Source organism: Mesorhizobium sp. ES1-3, from assembly GCF_020164795.1.
In the GTDB taxonomy this organism is placed as follows: domain Bacteria; phylum Pseudomonadota; class Alphaproteobacteria; order Rhizobiales; family Rhizobiaceae; genus Mesorhizobium.
The window spans coordinates 350,294-364,933 of the sequence record NZ_JAIUGW010000003.1 but is presented as its reverse complement, the minus strand read 5'-3'; the positions used below and the strand labels follow the sequence as shown (position 1 = coordinate 364,933).

Sequence of the window (14,640 nt, the reverse complement as noted above, 5' to 3'; positions counted from 1 at the left end):
TGCGGCACCGACCAATCGAGCCAAGCAAACCACCGAAATACCGGCGGCCGTGATCATATTTCCCGGCATCCGCTATGAGCGGTCCAACACCGGCGAAGTGCGGCCTGCGGGGCCAGACAAGCCGGGATCGCCACGGACGCCCGTGCCTCACCACTGAGCCTTGGCCTTGTCCGTCCGGCCTTCGACTCCGGACCTCCGGTCAGCGGGTTAGAAATCCTGCAGTTCGCAGGAACTCTGATCGAGAAAGCGCGACACGATCGGCTTCCAGCTCTCGTCCGGCACGAAGCTGCGGATGACGAAGATGCCCTCGTCGATGGGCGCCTCGACGAAAATCGCTCCCTGCAGGTCTTCGGGCAGGTCCTTGCGCACATCGATCATCTGCGCCGGCGTCAGCACGACCGCATCCAGCTTGCCGCCCGTCGCCGTGTGGTCGTTAAAGGAATAGATGTTGTGACCGCTGCGGTCATAAACCGACACCGACCAGAAGGGGACGTCTCCCGGCGCCCTGATCCGGACCATTCCTTCCTCGAGGTCGAAGCGGCAGGCCGTGGCATAGAACAGCGGGTCGACCGATTTCACCACCGGCGCGCCGCCGGCTTCGGCATCCAGCCGGTTCATCCTGTAGAGATCCGAGGCCATGGAGAGACGCGACCAGGCGTCACGTTCCGAAAATTCCGGCACCAGAAGCAGGACGATAATGTGGACGATGCCGGCGCCGACGAGGCCGAGCAGGATGGCATGCAGAAGCCTGCGCAAGGCGGCTCGCAAACTACGCATCGCAGCCCGCCCTCACGATCCTGGGCAGCGAAACGTCCGACAGGCCGGTGCTGCTGGCGATTGGCGTGTCGTAGAAAGTCAGGACGAAATACATTCTCCCGGAACCGTCGGTCAGAAGCCAGTTGCCCGGCATCGGGTGATGGCCGACGGAGATGATCACGGAATTGTCCGGTTGGCGCAGCACGGCGTAGGACTGAAGTGCTGCAAGCCGCGATTTGCCGGTCTCGACGACGCCGAGCGATTGATCGGCGGCATAAAGCGTCCAGAACCGGGCTGTGGGAAATCCACCCTCGATCCTGTAGGTGCATTCCCGCTTGAGTTGGTCGCCGGCGGCATCGTTTTCCGCCACGAAGGACAGGCCTTCGGCGCGGCCGAGCGCCAGCACGCCCTCACGCGCCACTCGCGCCTTGGAATAGGGATCTGCCGCCGGTGTGCCGATATCGGGGAAGGCGGTCCACTGGCCGATCCTGATCGCGCCGACGCCGTCCTGGATCTTCAGCGCGTACCAGACGCTGGCGCCGCCCCCGCCAACGGCTATGGCAAGCGAAATCAGCATCAGGAAGGCGTTCTTGAGCATGAAGGGCCGGGTGCGCGAAGGATTGCCGTTCGGGGATATCGCGGCGCGGGGCCTTGTGGCAAGCCGGTGTGATGGTTTTGCCTGTCGGTCTTGTCTTACCCGGCGGATGTCACAGGGCCGAAAGCGTCTCGGGTGGAGTGGGGGCGTCGAGTTTGGGCGCCGTCTGGAACAGTTGGCTCATGTCCCGCAGCGTCTGCGTGGTTCGGCTGGACAGCACCGGCGGCCGTTCGGCAGCGGCGTCGGCTGCGGCCTGCTCCTCGGTCTTCTTCTGCGCCTCCGCGGCCTTGGCCGCGATCTCCTCGTCGACGAAGGGCTTGTCGATGCCGGGGATCGGCTTGAGATCGATGTTCTGGTGCGCGTAGACCATCAGCCGCTGCCACACCATCGCCGGCAGCGAGCCGCCCGTCATGTTCTTGGTCGGCGAGAAATCGTCATTGCCCATCCAAACGGCAGCCGTGTAGTTGCCGGTGAAGCCGACGAACCAGGCATCGCGGTAGGATTGTGTCGTGCCGGTCTTGCCGGCGACGACGATGTTGGGAATTTGCGCCCGCCGCGCCGTGCCCATCACCGGTACTGCCGTCAGCATGGTGTTCATCGACTTCAGCGCCTGCTCGGACAGCACGCGATGCGGCGGCGGCGCGTCCTTGGTCCAGTCATACACCACGTCGCCGGTGCGTGTGACGAGCTGGGTGATGCCGTGCCGGGACCCGACGAAGCCGTTTTGGGCAAAGACGCTGTAGCCCGTCGCCTGGTCCATCACGGTCATGCCCGAGGTGCCGAGCACCATCGTCTTGTGCCCTTCGAGCGGCGATTCCACGCCAAACGATTCCGCCAATGCCTTGATCGGCGCGATTCCGAGATGATCCTTGGCCAGCCGCACCGGCACGGTGTTGATCGACTTGGCCATCGCCATGATCAGCGTGACATTGCCCGCCGACTCGCCGCTGTAATTGTGTGGCGACCAGTTGCCCCAACTGATCGGCCCGCCTGATATGATCGAATTCGGCGTGAAGCCGTGTTCCATCGCCGTGGCATAGACATAGGGCTTGAACGACGAGCCGGTCTGGCGCAGCGCCTTGGTGGCGCGATTGAACTGGCTGGCGCCATAGTCGCGGCCGCCGACGATCGCCCGCACCGCGCCATTGGTCTCGATGACCACCACGGCACCTTCGGCGACGTTGTACTCCTTGCCGAACTGACGCAGATGGAACTCGAGGGACTCCTCCGCAGCCTTCTGGATGTTGGCGTCGAATGTGGTGTGGGCAACCAGGGAGTGCTGGCCGGGCTTGGCGATCTTCTTGACCTCGTCGAAGGCCCAGTCGAGGAAATAATCCGGGCTTTTCTGCTCGCCGCGATCGACGACGTCGGCCGGATGCAGCCTTGCCTGCAGCACCTGGCCTTCGGTCATGAAGCCGGAATCGACGAGGTTGGACAGCACTACGTTGGCACGTGCGCGCGCCGCCGGCAGGTTGATGTGCGGCGCGTACTTCGTCGGCGCCTTGAACAGGCCGGCCAGCATCGCCGCCTCGGCAAGGTTCAGGTCCTTGACGCTCTTGCCGAAATAGAAGTCCGCCGCCGCCTCGATGCCGAACGTGCCGCCGCCCATATAGGCGCGGTCGAGATAGAGCTGCAGGATTTCCTTCTTCGACAGATTGGCCTCCAGCCACAGCGACAGGAAGGCTTCCTTGATCTTACGCTCGAACGTGCGCTCGTTGGTCAGGAACAGGTTCTTGGCCAGCTGCTGGGTGATGCTGGAACCGCCTTGGACGACCGAGTTTGCCCGCACATTCTCGAAGATCGCGCGCGACAGGCCGAGCACGTCGATGCCGTAATGCTCGAAGAAACGCCGATCCTCGGTGGCAAGCACCGCCTTGATGACGTGGTCCGGCATCTCGTCGACCGGCACGGAATCGCGCTGGATGATGCCGCGCTGGCCGATCTCGTTGCCGTAACGGTCGAGGAAGGTGACGGCGAAGTCGCCTTGGGCGCGCCAGTCGCCCGTAGTGTCCTGGAAAGCGGGTATCGCCAGCGCCAGCATCACCACAATGCCGCCGGCGCCGAGTGTAAACCCTTCGCTCAATAGTTCGATGACGCCACGGCGCCAGCCCTTGAGGCGGAAGCGCCGCGAGAAGATCGTCGCCGCTTCCCAGAACTGACGCGCCTTGAAGCCGATCTCATAGAGCGAGGAATCGAGCCACGCGTCCAGCGCCAGAAGGCGGGAGGCGATCGGACCTCTTCTCTTGCGCGGTTCAGGGCTGACCATTCAAAAACCCGGCTCGGCTCTGGCGCGACCTGAAAACCGCAAGCGGGCAATTTCAGGGCGGCGCCCTGTTCCGACTATTCGTCCATTTTGCCGACACCCACAAGGGCGGCGAGGACACAGCCGCAAGGTTTGTCGATGGAAGAGCCAGGTAGCCGGCGGGCCGGTTCCTCGCCCGCCGGATTCTGCGTCCGGCGGGCGAGGGGGATTTGCCTCCCCGAACTATCAGGCCGCTTCGCGCTTCAGCGCCTGCGCCATGCAATGGATACCGCCGCCGGTCTTGGAGATTTCGCTCATGTCGACGGCCGCGACCTCGAAGCCGCGCGCCTTGAGCTTTTCGATCAGCGTCTTGCTGGAAGTCGGCGCGATCACCCGGTCCTTGCCCAGCGACATGAAGTTGCAGCCGAGCGCCATCGTGTCCTGGAAGGGAACGTCGATGATTTCGTGACCCTTGCCCTTCAGCCAGTCGACGATGCCGGGCTCGGTGCAGGCGAGGCAGACGGCGGTGAGCTTTTCGGCGATCGGCACCACCATCAGGTCGATATGGACGTAATATTCGTCGATGAAGGCGATACGTGTTTCCCAGCCTTCTTTCTCGAACCATGCCTGCACCTGGCGGGCGCCTTCCTCCTGCGTACGGGCGCCGCCGCAGCCGATCAGCACCACGCCGTCCTCGATGACATTGAAGTCACCGCCCTCGAAGGTGCCTGCCGTGACCATGTCGTAGATCGGGATGCCGAGCTTTTCATAGGTGCGAATGGCCGCGTAATTCTCGCCGCGCCGCCACCAGTTGGCCATGGCGGTGATAACAGCGCCATAAGGCGTCATGACGCTGGAATCACGGGAATAGACCTGCATCGGCAGTTCCGGCGTCGGCTCGTGCCAATGGATGTTGACGCCGAAATGCTCGTAGGCCGCGACAAGATCCTTGTGCTGCGCCTGCGCGATCTGGACGTTGCAGGGTGCCTCGCGCAGATGTTTTCGCGAGAGCGAGCTGGTCGAGAGGTGACGCAGGAAGTTCGGCGATCCGAGCAGCACGTCCGTCAAGACGTCGGTCTCGTTGGCGAAGCCCCAGACGGTCAGCGGCTTGGTGCCGCCGGCCGGGTTGCGGCGCTGCAGCGAAAACGGCTCGGCGATGATGCGGTCATGAACGGTCATGCGGTTCTCCTCGTAGCTTGTTCTCAAGGGTTGGTCGGTCATGCGTTGCTTGGGATCCACCAGTCGCGCCCGCGCGCGGTGGTGACATATTCCGGCCAGCGGAAATTGATCGGCGGCTCGTAGTCGCAGAGCGGCGCGATCCAGGTGGAGCCGCCGATGCCGCCGCCGGTACGGGCGATGAACTCGTTCATCGCCTCCTCACGGGCGGTTTTGTCCTCGAGCAGGCGCAGCGCCGCCAGCGCTACCGTCTTGGCGGCGCAGATGACCATCGGGTCGATCGTCGCGGGAATGCCGCCCAGCGCATTCATCACCCAGGAGGGATAGGCACTGCCATTCGCCGAACGGAGCGCCGGGCGGGCGACATAGAAGCGCGCGGTCGGCGCGTGCCAGCTCATGTCGGTGTAGTCGTCGGAAGTCGAATTGACCTGGGAGGGCGGCAGGTCGCGGCGCAGGATCGCCTCGGCCTCTTGTGGGGCAATCAGCCGCTCCAGCTCGTCAATAAAGGGGTTGTCGGTCGCGGTGCCGCCGGCATTGACCTGGATTTCGCGCGCGACCGTCCTGGCGGCCTCGTCCCAGTGCGGCGGCCCGACCGTCGACAGGGCTTCGTAGGCAATCCCGGCCATGGCGTGGTTGGCCAGCCCCGGCCGCGACTTCGACACCCAGTGCCGCTCGTAGCGGCAGCCGCTGATCGCGGCCGCGGCCGCGGCGTTGCGGTCGAGCACCGCTGTCACCTGCTTGGCCATACCAATGGTCGGCACGCGGATCATGTACTGGATCTCGGCCAGGCCCGCCGGCAGATTGTCGGCCGTGGCCTGGCCCGCCGTCAGGATCGCCTCGCTGATCGACCAGCCGCCCTGATGCGGCAGCATGGAATCGCGCAGCGCCTTGGAGGCCATGTACATGGTCATCAGCGCATCGTTGGCGCCCGGTGCCCTGACCGCCGAATGCGCCTGCGGGATCGGTGCGCCGTCGCCTGCGCGAACCCAATTTTCGGGTTCGTCGCAGATGAAGCGATAGATCATCGCGTAGGCCGCGCCGCAATGCGTATCCCAGCGCGCCGTATTGCAGAGCGGCAGCATGTAGAAGGGATGGAACGAGATCATGCCGGCAAGACCGTCATAATAGCCTTTTGCCGCATGGATCGGCTTCGAACCGCGCACCTTTTCGGCCGGCTCACCGGTGAAGCGCAGCGTGCCTTGAACGCCGTCGCGCTGCATGGCGGCCTTGGTCGCGAGCAGGCCACCGAGGCTCGCTATGCCGAGCCCCGAATGCGGATCGGTATGGCCGCCGGCCTCGGCGCCAAGGCCAAGGCGCGGCTGTCTCACCGTCACGGCCTCCTGGCAATTGCCGGGCACGGCATCATATTCGGCATACATGCCGACGGTCGGTCCGGCGCCATTCGTCCAGTGGGCGCAGAAGGCGGTCGGCATGCCGCCCGAGCCTTCCTCGACCGTAAATCCCTCGCGTTTGAGCCGATCGACATACCAGGCGGCCGATTGGTACTCGCGCCACGCGGTCTCGCCGAACTCGAAGATGGTGCGTGTCCAGGCCGACAGCAGGGGCTGGATGCCGTCGAGGCAGGCAAGCGCGGTCTCTTGCGCCGATGTCGTCACCGGTTTGTCCATGCATCAAAGAAAGCAGTGAAGCGGTTCGCCAAAAAGTGATATGTTTTCCCGGTTCGTGCAAATTCGGTTCACCTCTTGAGAATTCCTTCGACACAGGCGCTGCGCGCCCTTGACAGTTTCGCCAGGCATGGCAGCGTCTGGCGCGCCGCCGACGAACTGCACCTGACCCGCAGCGCGGTGAGCCATCAGTTGCGCTTGCTGGAGCGCGACCTCGGCTTCGATCTCCTGCAACGCATCGGCAAGGGCGTGGCGTTGACGCCGCGCGGCCAGCGCTACGCGGCCAATGTCAGGAAAGCGCTGACGGTGCTCGGCGACGCGGGAACGCACAACAGTGGTGCCGGGGTTGGCGGCTCCTTCGCCGTCTCCTGCCCGCCGGGCTTCGCCTCGATGTTCCTGTGCACCCATATCGGCGAGTTCCAGCAGATGTATCCGGATGTGGCGCTCTCGGTGCTTACGCCGCGGCGGCTCGACGATGTCAGCAATCCGGAGGCCGACGCCTTTATCGCCTTTGGCGTCGGCAACTGGCCTAACCGCGCGGTGGAGTTGCTCTGTGAGGTCTCGTTCACGCCGCTTTGCAGCCCGACGCTGCTTAACAAGGTCGGTGGATTTTCCAAACCCGCCGACGTTCTGCGCGCCAATCTGCTCCATCTTGGCGACACCGAGGACTGGGCACGCTGGCTGGCGCTGTCCAAGGTGGAAAATCCTGACACCGAGGGCGGTATCTTCTTTTCCGACATGAACCTCGTCTTTTCGGCGGCGGTCGCCGGGCAGGGGATTGCGATGGGCGACGAACTGACCGGCCGCCGGGCGCTGAGCGAAGGCCGTCTCGTCAAGCCGTTCGAGGCGTCGGTCCCCTCGCCACGCTCGTATTTCCTGGTTTTCGAGCATGCAAAGGCGGGGCATCCGGTGCTCAATGCCTTCAGCGGTTGGTTGAGAGCGAAGCTGTTGGAAAACAGGCTGGCGACGTATTGAGGTCGGCCGATCCCGCCACGAGGGAAATTGACGGCTCCGCCGTCCCGCTATCTCGTAAAACCCACCAGACGTGAATCAAATTTGCCGATCAGGCGAAAACTATTCGGTTGCGGTGAGCTTCGGCCCTGCCTACGATTTGGCTCAACGGAAGGATAGAGGCAGGATGCAGCAACCCGGCCGGGCCGCAGAGATCAAGGCAATTGGGATCGGCAAGAGCTTTGGCTCGTTCCGTGCGCTGGACAATCTGACGCTCGATATAGGCCGCGGCGAGTTCCTGACACTGCTCGGCCCCTCCGGCTCCGGCAAAACCACCTTCCTGATGATCCTGGCCGGCTTCGTGCAGCCGAGCGAGGGCAGGCTTTTCAGCGACGGCGCCGACATCACCGACCGCCCGGCCGAGCAGCGTGCCGCCGGCATGGTGTTCCAGGGTTATGCGCTGTTCCCGCATATGAGCGTCGAGGCAAACATCGCTTTCCCGCTCAAGGTCCGCAAGAAACCGGCCGCGGAGATCAAGAAACGCGTCGGCGAGATGATCGAGCGTGTCGGTTTGATCGGCCACGAGAAGAAGTTGCCGTCGCAGCTTTCCGGCGGCCAGCAGCAGCGCGTGGCGCTTGCCCGCGCGCTGGTGTTCGAGCCGGGCGTGCTCCTGCTCGACGAGCCGTTTTCGGCGTTGGACAAGAGCTTGCGCGGCCAGATGCAGGCAGAGATGAAGCGCCTGCACCAGGAGACCGGGACCACTTTCGTCTTCGTCACCCACGACCAGAGCGAGGCGCTGGCGCTGTCCTCTCGCGTCGCCATCTTCAACCATGGCAAATTGCTGCAGGTCGGGGCGCCGGACGAGGTCTACGACCGGCCGGACAATCGCTTCGTCGCCGAATTCCTGGGCGAGATCAACATGCTGCCGCTGAAAGGCGTGCGCAGCGCCGATGATGGCGCCACCGGCCTGTGCGAGGACCGCGCCGTCAGCCTGCGTGGCAATCCGGCCACTGTCGGTGCTAACGCCATACTGGCGATCCGCCCCGAACACATGTCGATAGCGCGCGAGGCCGCCGCCGGAGAGAACGGTATCGCCGCGACGGCGATCGCATCGACCTATCTGGGGGCGGCAACCAAGCTCGACCTCACAACGCGCCAGGGTGCAAAAGTGACCGTCTCGGTGCCCAACGAGGTCGCGGCGGCTGCTCTCAGCAAGGGCAATTCCGTCTGGCTGACATGGCCGGCTGAAAAGGGTTTCCTCCTTCCGGACGGAGGACAATGACCGCCGGCGCGGCCTGATCCGCCGCACCGGCTTCCGGATTAAAATCAACGAAAACAAAGGGGAACTGACATGAACGACACCAAGAAACAGGCCATCGAAACGCTGTCCGAAAGGACGATACGTGGTGAGATCTCGCGCCGGCAGTTCACGCAGTTGGCGGCGCTCGTGCTCGCCGGCACGCCGTTGCTGCTGCGTTCGAGCGGCGCATTCGCCGCTGCGAAGGAACTGGTTCTGGTCAACTGGGGTGGCGACGCCATCACGGCCTATGACGCGGCCTATGGCCAGGCTTTCACCAAGGACACCGGCATCACCGTCAAGATGGACGGCTCGGGCCCGACCGAAGGCGCGATCGCCGCGCAGTTCAAAAGCGGCGCCCCGACCTGGGACCTGGTCGATGTCGACCCGTTCTCGGCCATCACGCTCGGCGCGCAAGGCATGCTCGAGCCGATCGACTACAACATCGTCGACAAGAAAAAGATGCGGCCGGGCTTCGGCTGGGACTATGCCGCCTCGACCTATTTCTTCTCCTATGTCATCGCCTACGATTCCGAGAAATACGGCAAGGATGCACCGACCGGCATGGCCGATTTCTTCGATGTGAAGAAATTCCCGGGCAAGCGTTCCCTCTACAAATGGGGCGTGTCGAGCTGGGAAGCTGCCCTTTTGGCCGATGGCATCGCGCCGGCGTCGCTCTACCCGCTCGACTTGAAGCGGGCGCATGACAAAATCGCCGCCTTCAAGGAAAACGTCGTCGCTTATTGGGGCGGCGGCGCCGAGAGCCAGAGCGTGCTGCTCAATGGCGAAGCCTCGATGGCGATCGTCTGGTCGACGCGCGCCTCGCTGATCGAGCAGGATTCCGGCGGCAAGATCAAGTTCATTTGGGACCAGGGCCTGATCTCGCCCGGCGCGCTTGCCGTGCTCAAGAACAACCCTGGCGGCAAGGACGCCGCGATGAAGTTCATCGCCAGCGCCCAGGATCCCCAAAAGCAGCTCGTCATGTTCGACAAGCTCGGCCAGGGTCCGGCCAATCCGGCCGCCGACGCGCTGATCCCCGCCGACAAGAAGCGCATCAACCCCGTCGATCCCGAGAACATGAAGAAGCAGATCCCGCTCGACATGGATTGGTACGCCAAGAACTACGGTGCCGCACTCGACGAATACACCAAGATCATCTCCGCCTGACCCTCGGGGATGCTGAACTGACATGAGAGGCGTTCTCTCCGACAGGATGGGCGCGGCGCTGTTGATGGCGCCGCTGCTCCTGTTTCTCGGCCTTGCCTATGCCTGGCCGTTTCTCGGCGTGGTGAAGTGGAGCTTCACCTTGCCGACGCCTGGGCTTGGCCAGTACGGGGCGTTGCTCACCGACGATCTGGTGCAGTCGGTGTTCATCCGCACGCTGCGCATCGCCGCCATCGTCACCATTGTGTCGGTCGCCGCCGCCTATGCCATCACGGTCGTCTGGGTCCGCGGCAGCCCGGCGCAGCGCCTCGTCGCCGAATTCTGCATCCTGGTGCCGTTCTGGATCTCGGTGCTGACGCGAGCCTTCGGCTGGGTGGCGCTTCTGTCCAATCGCGGCCTGATCAACACCTGGCTGCAGTCGATCGGTTTCATCTCCGAGCCGCTGACTTTGGTGCGCAACGAGTTCGGCGTCATTGTCGGCATGACCCATTTCCTCATTCCGTTCGCGGTCTTTCCGCTGGCCTCGGCCATGCGCAGCCTGGACGAGCGCGTGCTGCTCGCCGCACGCGGCCTCGGCTCCAGCCGCATGCGCACCTTCTGGACGGTGTTCGTGCCGATGACGCGCTCCGGCATCATCGGCTCCGCGATGATCGTCTTCGTCTTCTCGCTTGGCTTCTTCGTCACACCGGCGATCCTCGGTGGCGGCCGCAGCGTGATGATCGCCGAGCTGATCTATCTCAGGATATTCCAGAGCCCGGACTGGGGGCTGGGGGCTGCGATCAGCGTCGTGCTGGTACTGTTCGTCGGCGCGCTGATGGCGCTCCTGTTCCGTTATGTCAGACCGAAGCAGCTCATCTGATGCCGACCTATCGCCCTGGACCCGTCTCGCTGATCCTCGCCGTGCTGGTGGCGCTGTTCCTGCTCATGCCGCTGCTCGCAGTCATTCCGGTATCGCTGACGCCCAGCCGCATGCTGGCGATGCCGACGGGCGAATTGTCGCTGCGCCACTACCGCTCGCTGATCGAGGATCCGCGCTGGCTCCAGTCGATCCTGCTTTCGATCCGCATCGGCATTGTCAGCAGTGCCATTTCAACCGTGCTGGCGCTTTGTTTCAGTCTCGGCGTCTGGATGTTCCAGCCGCGCTTCACCGCGACCCTTGTCGGCTTCGTGCTGTTGCCGATGGTTGTGCCGCCGGTGGTTTCGGCGGTGACGCTCTACTTCCTGCTCACTTCGATCTCGGGCGTCAGCTCCTTCTTCGGCTACGACACCTGGCTCGGCGTCGCCATGGCGCATTCGGTGATGACGGTGCCGTTCGCGACCGTGCTGATCCTGGTCTCGCTCAGCCAGCTTGACCGCCGCATCGACCTCGCAGCGCGGGGTCTTGGCGCAAGTGTCTGGGAGCGCGCCACCCGCGTCATCATGCCCAACATCAAGTTCGGCATCGTCACCGCGGCACTGCTCTCCTTCGTGCTCTCCTGGGAAGAGATCGGCGTCACCCTGTTCATCACCTCGGTCAACGCCATCACGCTGCCGCGTCTGATGTGGATGGGCCTGCGCGACAACATCGACCCGGCGATCGCGGCGCTTTCCGTGATATTGATCGTCATCACGGTGCTGGTTCTGACGGTGAGGAGCCTCGTGGTCCGGCTGAACCGGGGGAGCAAGCCGGTCTAGACGAACCGCACCGAGACTTTGCCAAACCTGCCCAAATCGCCGATCACCTCGTCTCCGGCCTCGACCACGATCGGTGTCACACAGGTCCCGGTTATCACAATCTGTCCCGGCTGAAGCGCTATGCCCAGGCCCGACAGCTCATTGACCAGCCATGTGAGCGCAATACGAGGGTCGCCGAGGACAGCCGCGCCGGTTCCGTCATGCCGCGACTTGCCCGAAACAAGACCGGTCGCCGGGTGCTCCGCGAGATTCACATCGCGCCATTCGTCTTGCGTGGGCTGGCCGATGACAAACAGATTGGCGCAGGCATTGTCCGCGATGAGCTGTGGCGCTCCGACGGCGCAGAAATCGTCGTAGCGCGAGTCCGGTATTTCGATCGCCGGATGCAAGCTCGCCACGGCGCCCATCACTTCTGCGATTTCATAAGGTGCCGGGCGAGGTGGGAGCTGGCGGCCGAAACGGAAGGCGAATTCGATCTCGGCGACACGCATCTTGCTCGTCGCGAGCGAAACGGTCCCGCCAACCTCGACCGCTTTCTCTGCCAGCAGGCGACCGACCATCGGGCCGTCGACATTGATATGCCTTTGACCGGCCAGGCTGGTTGCCGCGATCTTCCAGCCGAAAAGCGGGGCCGCCGAACGATCCATGACATGGGCCTGGATGGCATAGCCTTCGGTCCGCGTCTTCGGCCGCAATTCCTCAGGTATGGCCGCGAGATGGGTGCCGTTGTCCCAATGGCTCACCAGCAGATGCGACGCGGTCCTGGCCTTTTCTGGATCGAGCATGGTCAGCTCCGGGAATCGAAGAAATAGCTCGCTGCCGATCAAAGCCGGCAGGGAACATTCCGTTATGTTGGCCATGCCATGGTGGTTAGCCTACATGACCGGACAAGCACGAGTCCACGTCCATGCTTTGCTTGTCGAGTGTCGTGAGCAGAAATCACCTACCGGACCGGGCGGCAGCGGCGCGCTCATCCGACAGGGGCGCGCGGACCGCGGCCCTTGTCACCGTCGGGTCGTAGCTCTTGCGCGCGAACACCTCTTTCACTAGCGGGGCAAAGAACGCCAGCGGCAGGGTCGGATAATCCGGATCGAAGCTCGACTGGTCCCATTTCTCGCAGAATTCGGCGCAGTCGTCGAAGTATGGGCTGCCCCGGAAAGTTTCCCGCTTGTTCGGATTGGCCCCGACATGTTCGCCATAATACAGCAGCTGGAAATCGCCGTGCTTCTCCACCACCCAGGCGCACTGTTCGCGCACGAATGGCCGGATGATGGCCGCGGCATATTCGTCATGATTGTAGGGGGCATAGATGTCACCGACGTCGTGGAGCAGCGCCGATACCACCCAGTCGGTGTCCGCTCCGGCATTCCAGGCCCTGGTTGCTGCCTGTAGGGAGTGGCCGAGCCGCGTTACCTTGTAGCCCGACAGGGATTTGTCGAGTTCGACCAGGGCGGCGAGCAGCCGATCGGCGGTGCCATCGGCATATTCGATCTCGTGTTCGGTGAGAAACGCGTAGTCCTCGCGGTCCCCATCCTTCATCTGCGTGAATTTTACGGTTTCCATGGTCGCTGCCTCTAATCAGTCGCCGCGTTGCATCGTTTTCGATCCGCCGTACATCTCGTCCGGCTTATCGACCGAGTTCGACGGAAAGATCTTCGCCGTCACGGTGGACGGGGAAGGTTCGTGCCTTGAGCCGATCGTCGACGAGGCACTTTCCGGACCGGATCTCGAACTCCCATCCATGCCAGGCACAGCGAACGAGTTCGCCGGCGCGCTCATAGACGAACTCGGTCTTGTCGGTTTGTTTGGTGGTTCCGCAGACCGGTCCTTCGCACAACTGTCCAGCGCGATGCGGGCATATGTTCAGCAGGGCGGCATAGCCGTCGTGGAGTTCGAAGATGCCGACGCTTATACGGCCGAAGGTGACGATCTTCGGCCGCTCGGTCGTTACCTCGGCGACCTTGCAGGCAAAAGTCCGGGAGGGGGCTACAGCTGCCTCCATCATGCGACCCTCGCGGTTGCCGCCGGTGCCTCGATACGCTTGTAGACTTCAAGCGCGTTTAGCCCCATCACCTTGTCGCGCCATGCCGGCGGGATGTGGAGATTGGTCGGTGCGTCGAAGTCCCAGTGGGGATAGTCGGACGCGAAGAGCAGCGTGTTCTGACCGTCCATATGCTCGAGCGTCTCCCAGAGGTGCTTCACATTCTGCGGCTGCTCCAGCGGCTGAGTGCTGAAGCGGATGTTGCGGCGGCAATATTCCGACGGCAGCATCCTCAGCCATGGCGTCTCCTTGCGTAAGGCCTTGAAGTTGGCATCGAGCCGCCACATCAACGAAGGCACCCAAGAGACGCCGCATTCGATGACGACGAAGTAGAGGTCGGGATATTTCTCGAACACGCCGTTGGAGATCATGCTGACCACATGGGTCATCGCCGGCTGGCTGAGCAGCGCATGCGTCTCCCAGTAGTAAGCGGTCGGGCCGCTGGCGACGGCATTGTGATTGACGCCTCCCTGGCCGCCAAAATGAATGGCGAAGGGCAGGCCGACCTCCGCGCAAGCCTCGAAGATAGGATGGTAGAACGGATCGCCGTAGGGGCGCTGCGAGCCGTGGCTTGCAAGGACCTGGACGATGTCCTTGTGTCCGCCCAGGCGCCTTATCTCGGCCGCCGCCCCATGTGGATCGGTCGGAGAGATGATGATCGATCCTTTGAAGCGTCTGTCCTTGGGCAGCCACCAATCGATCATGTAGTCGTTATAGGCGCTGACCAGCGCATTGGCGTAGTGGTAGTTGGCCAGTGTCGAGGCTTCCAGCGGTTCGTCGGCCGTGAGGATAGCAACGTCGATGTCGTACAGATCGAGGTGCTTCTCCTTCATGATCAGGTAGTTGTCGTCCTCGGTCTGCGGCTTGATGTCATGCCGGGAAAATCCTTCGGGATGGAGCCACGGGCGATGTCCATGCGGGAAGCTGCCCGCCGGGCCGGGCTTTTCGCCGCGGACCATGAAATCGCGCCAGTAGGGCTCGAGATAGGGCAGAAGGACTTCAGCATTGGACCAGTAGTTGTGCACGTCCGTGTCGACGATAAACATTGATGCATCACCTGCCGAGGAGGGTTGGATGCACGAACAGTGGACTTCGGCGCAGTCGGCCGCAACGCAGTCG

Annotated in this window: 14 protein-coding genes; 5 read left to right on the top strand and 9 right to left on the bottom strand. The window is 63.3% G+C overall.

Going from position 1 to position 14,640, the window contains the following annotated elements; translation table 11 throughout:
• Nucleotides 1-207: 207 nt before the first annotated feature.
• The 5 genes from LB536_RS07070 to LB536_RS07050 form a co-directional block, all read right to left on the bottom strand.
• A complete protein-coding gene (locus tag LB536_RS07070; RefSeq protein WP_140762926.1) occupies nucleotides 208-777 on the bottom strand; it encodes a DUF1254 domain-containing protein in 570 nt (189 codons plus the stop codon).
• Entirely contained in the window at nucleotides 770-1,354 is a 585-nt protein-coding gene (locus LB536_RS07065) for a DUF1214 domain-containing protein (protein WP_140762929.1), read from the bottom strand. Before LB536_RS07065 ends, LB536_RS07070 begins: the two co-directional genes overlap by 8 nt.
• Nucleotides 1,355-1,463: 109 nt before the next feature.
• Complete coding sequence (locus LB536_RS07060) at nucleotides 1,464-3,617, bottom strand: transglycosylase domain-containing protein (protein ID WP_140762932.1); 2,154 nt, start codon at nucleotides 3,615-3,617, stop codon at nucleotides 1,464-1,466.
• A 222-nt stretch (nucleotides 3,618-3,839) separates the two neighbouring features.
• The gene (locus LB536_RS07055; RefSeq protein WP_140762935.1) at nucleotides 3,840-4,772 is read right to left on the bottom strand and encodes a dimethylarginine dimethylaminohydrolase family protein; all 933 of its coding nucleotides are present in this window, start codon (nucleotides 4,770-4,772) and stop codon (nucleotides 3,840-3,842) included.
• 38 nt (nucleotides 4,773-4,810) lie between these two features.
• A complete protein-coding gene (locus LB536_RS07050) occupies nucleotides 4,811-6,397 on the bottom strand; it encodes an amidohydrolase (protein ID WP_224590587.1) in 1,587 nt (528 codons plus the stop codon).
• 75 nt (nucleotides 6,398-6,472) lie between these two features.
• On the opposite strand from LB536_RS07050, the gene LB536_RS07045 reads away from it, so the two are divergent.
• From LB536_RS07045 to LB536_RS07025, 5 genes are all read left to right on the top strand, one after another.
• Nucleotides 6,473-7,369 carry a LysR substrate-binding domain-containing protein gene (locus tag LB536_RS07045; RefSeq protein WP_140762940.1) on the top strand — a complete coding sequence of 299 codons (897 nt, stop codon included), beginning with the start codon at nucleotides 6,473-6,475 and terminating at the stop codon, nucleotides 7,367-7,369.
• Between the two features lie 163 nt (nucleotides 7,370-7,532).
• The gene (locus tag LB536_RS07040; RefSeq protein WP_224590586.1) at nucleotides 7,533-8,627 is read left to right on the top strand and encodes an ABC transporter ATP-binding protein; all 1,095 of its coding nucleotides are present in this window, start codon (nucleotides 7,533-7,535) and stop codon (nucleotides 8,625-8,627) included.
• 69 nt (nucleotides 8,628-8,696) lie between these two features.
• Nucleotides 8,697-9,809 carry an ABC transporter substrate-binding protein gene (locus LB536_RS07035; RefSeq protein ID WP_140810151.1) on the top strand — a complete coding sequence of 371 codons (1,113 nt, stop codon included), beginning with the start codon at nucleotides 8,697-8,699 and terminating at the stop codon, nucleotides 9,807-9,809.
• 22 nt (nucleotides 9,810-9,831) lie between these two features.
• Nucleotides 9,832-10,665, top strand: coding sequence for an ABC transporter permease (locus LB536_RS07030; protein WP_140762949.1), 834 nt, complete (start codon nucleotides 9,832-9,834; stop codon nucleotides 10,663-10,665).
• On the top strand, nucleotides 10,665-11,480 hold the full coding sequence (locus LB536_RS07025) for an ABC transporter permease (protein WP_224590585.1): 816 nt from the start codon (nucleotides 10,665-10,667) through the stop codon (nucleotides 11,478-11,480). The genes LB536_RS07030 and LB536_RS07025 overlap by 1 nt, the downstream gene beginning before the upstream one ends.
• Here the strand turns inward: LB536_RS07025 and LB536_RS07020 are convergent.
• The 4 genes from LB536_RS07020 to LB536_RS07005 all read right to left on the bottom strand — a co-directional run bounded on the left by LB536_RS07020 (nucleotide 11,477) and on the right by LB536_RS07005 (nucleotide 14,567).
• Entirely contained in the window at nucleotides 11,477-12,265 is a 789-nt protein-coding gene (locus LB536_RS07020; RefSeq protein WP_224590584.1) for a 2-keto-4-pentenoate hydratase, read from the bottom strand. The genes LB536_RS07025 and LB536_RS07020 overlap by 4 nt on opposite strands.
• Nucleotides 12,266-12,419: 154 nt before the next feature.
• The gene (locus LB536_RS07015; RefSeq protein ID WP_224590583.1) at nucleotides 12,420-13,043 is read right to left on the bottom strand and encodes an HD domain-containing protein; all 624 of its coding nucleotides are present in this window, start codon (nucleotides 13,041-13,043) and stop codon (nucleotides 12,420-12,422) included.
• Between the two features lie 64 nt (nucleotides 13,044-13,107).
• Nucleotides 13,108-13,485 (bottom strand): Rieske (2Fe-2S) protein, encoded by a 378-nt coding sequence (locus LB536_RS07010; RefSeq protein WP_224590582.1) that lies wholly within the window; start codon nucleotides 13,483-13,485, stop codon nucleotides 13,108-13,110.
• Nucleotides 13,482-14,567, bottom strand: a complete 1,086-nt coding sequence (locus LB536_RS07005) for an amidohydrolase family protein (protein ID WP_224590581.1) — start codon at nucleotides 14,565-14,567, stop codon at nucleotides 13,482-13,484. Before LB536_RS07005 ends, LB536_RS07010 begins: the two co-directional genes overlap by 4 nt.
• Between the last annotated feature and the right edge of the window lie 73 nt (nucleotides 14,568-14,640).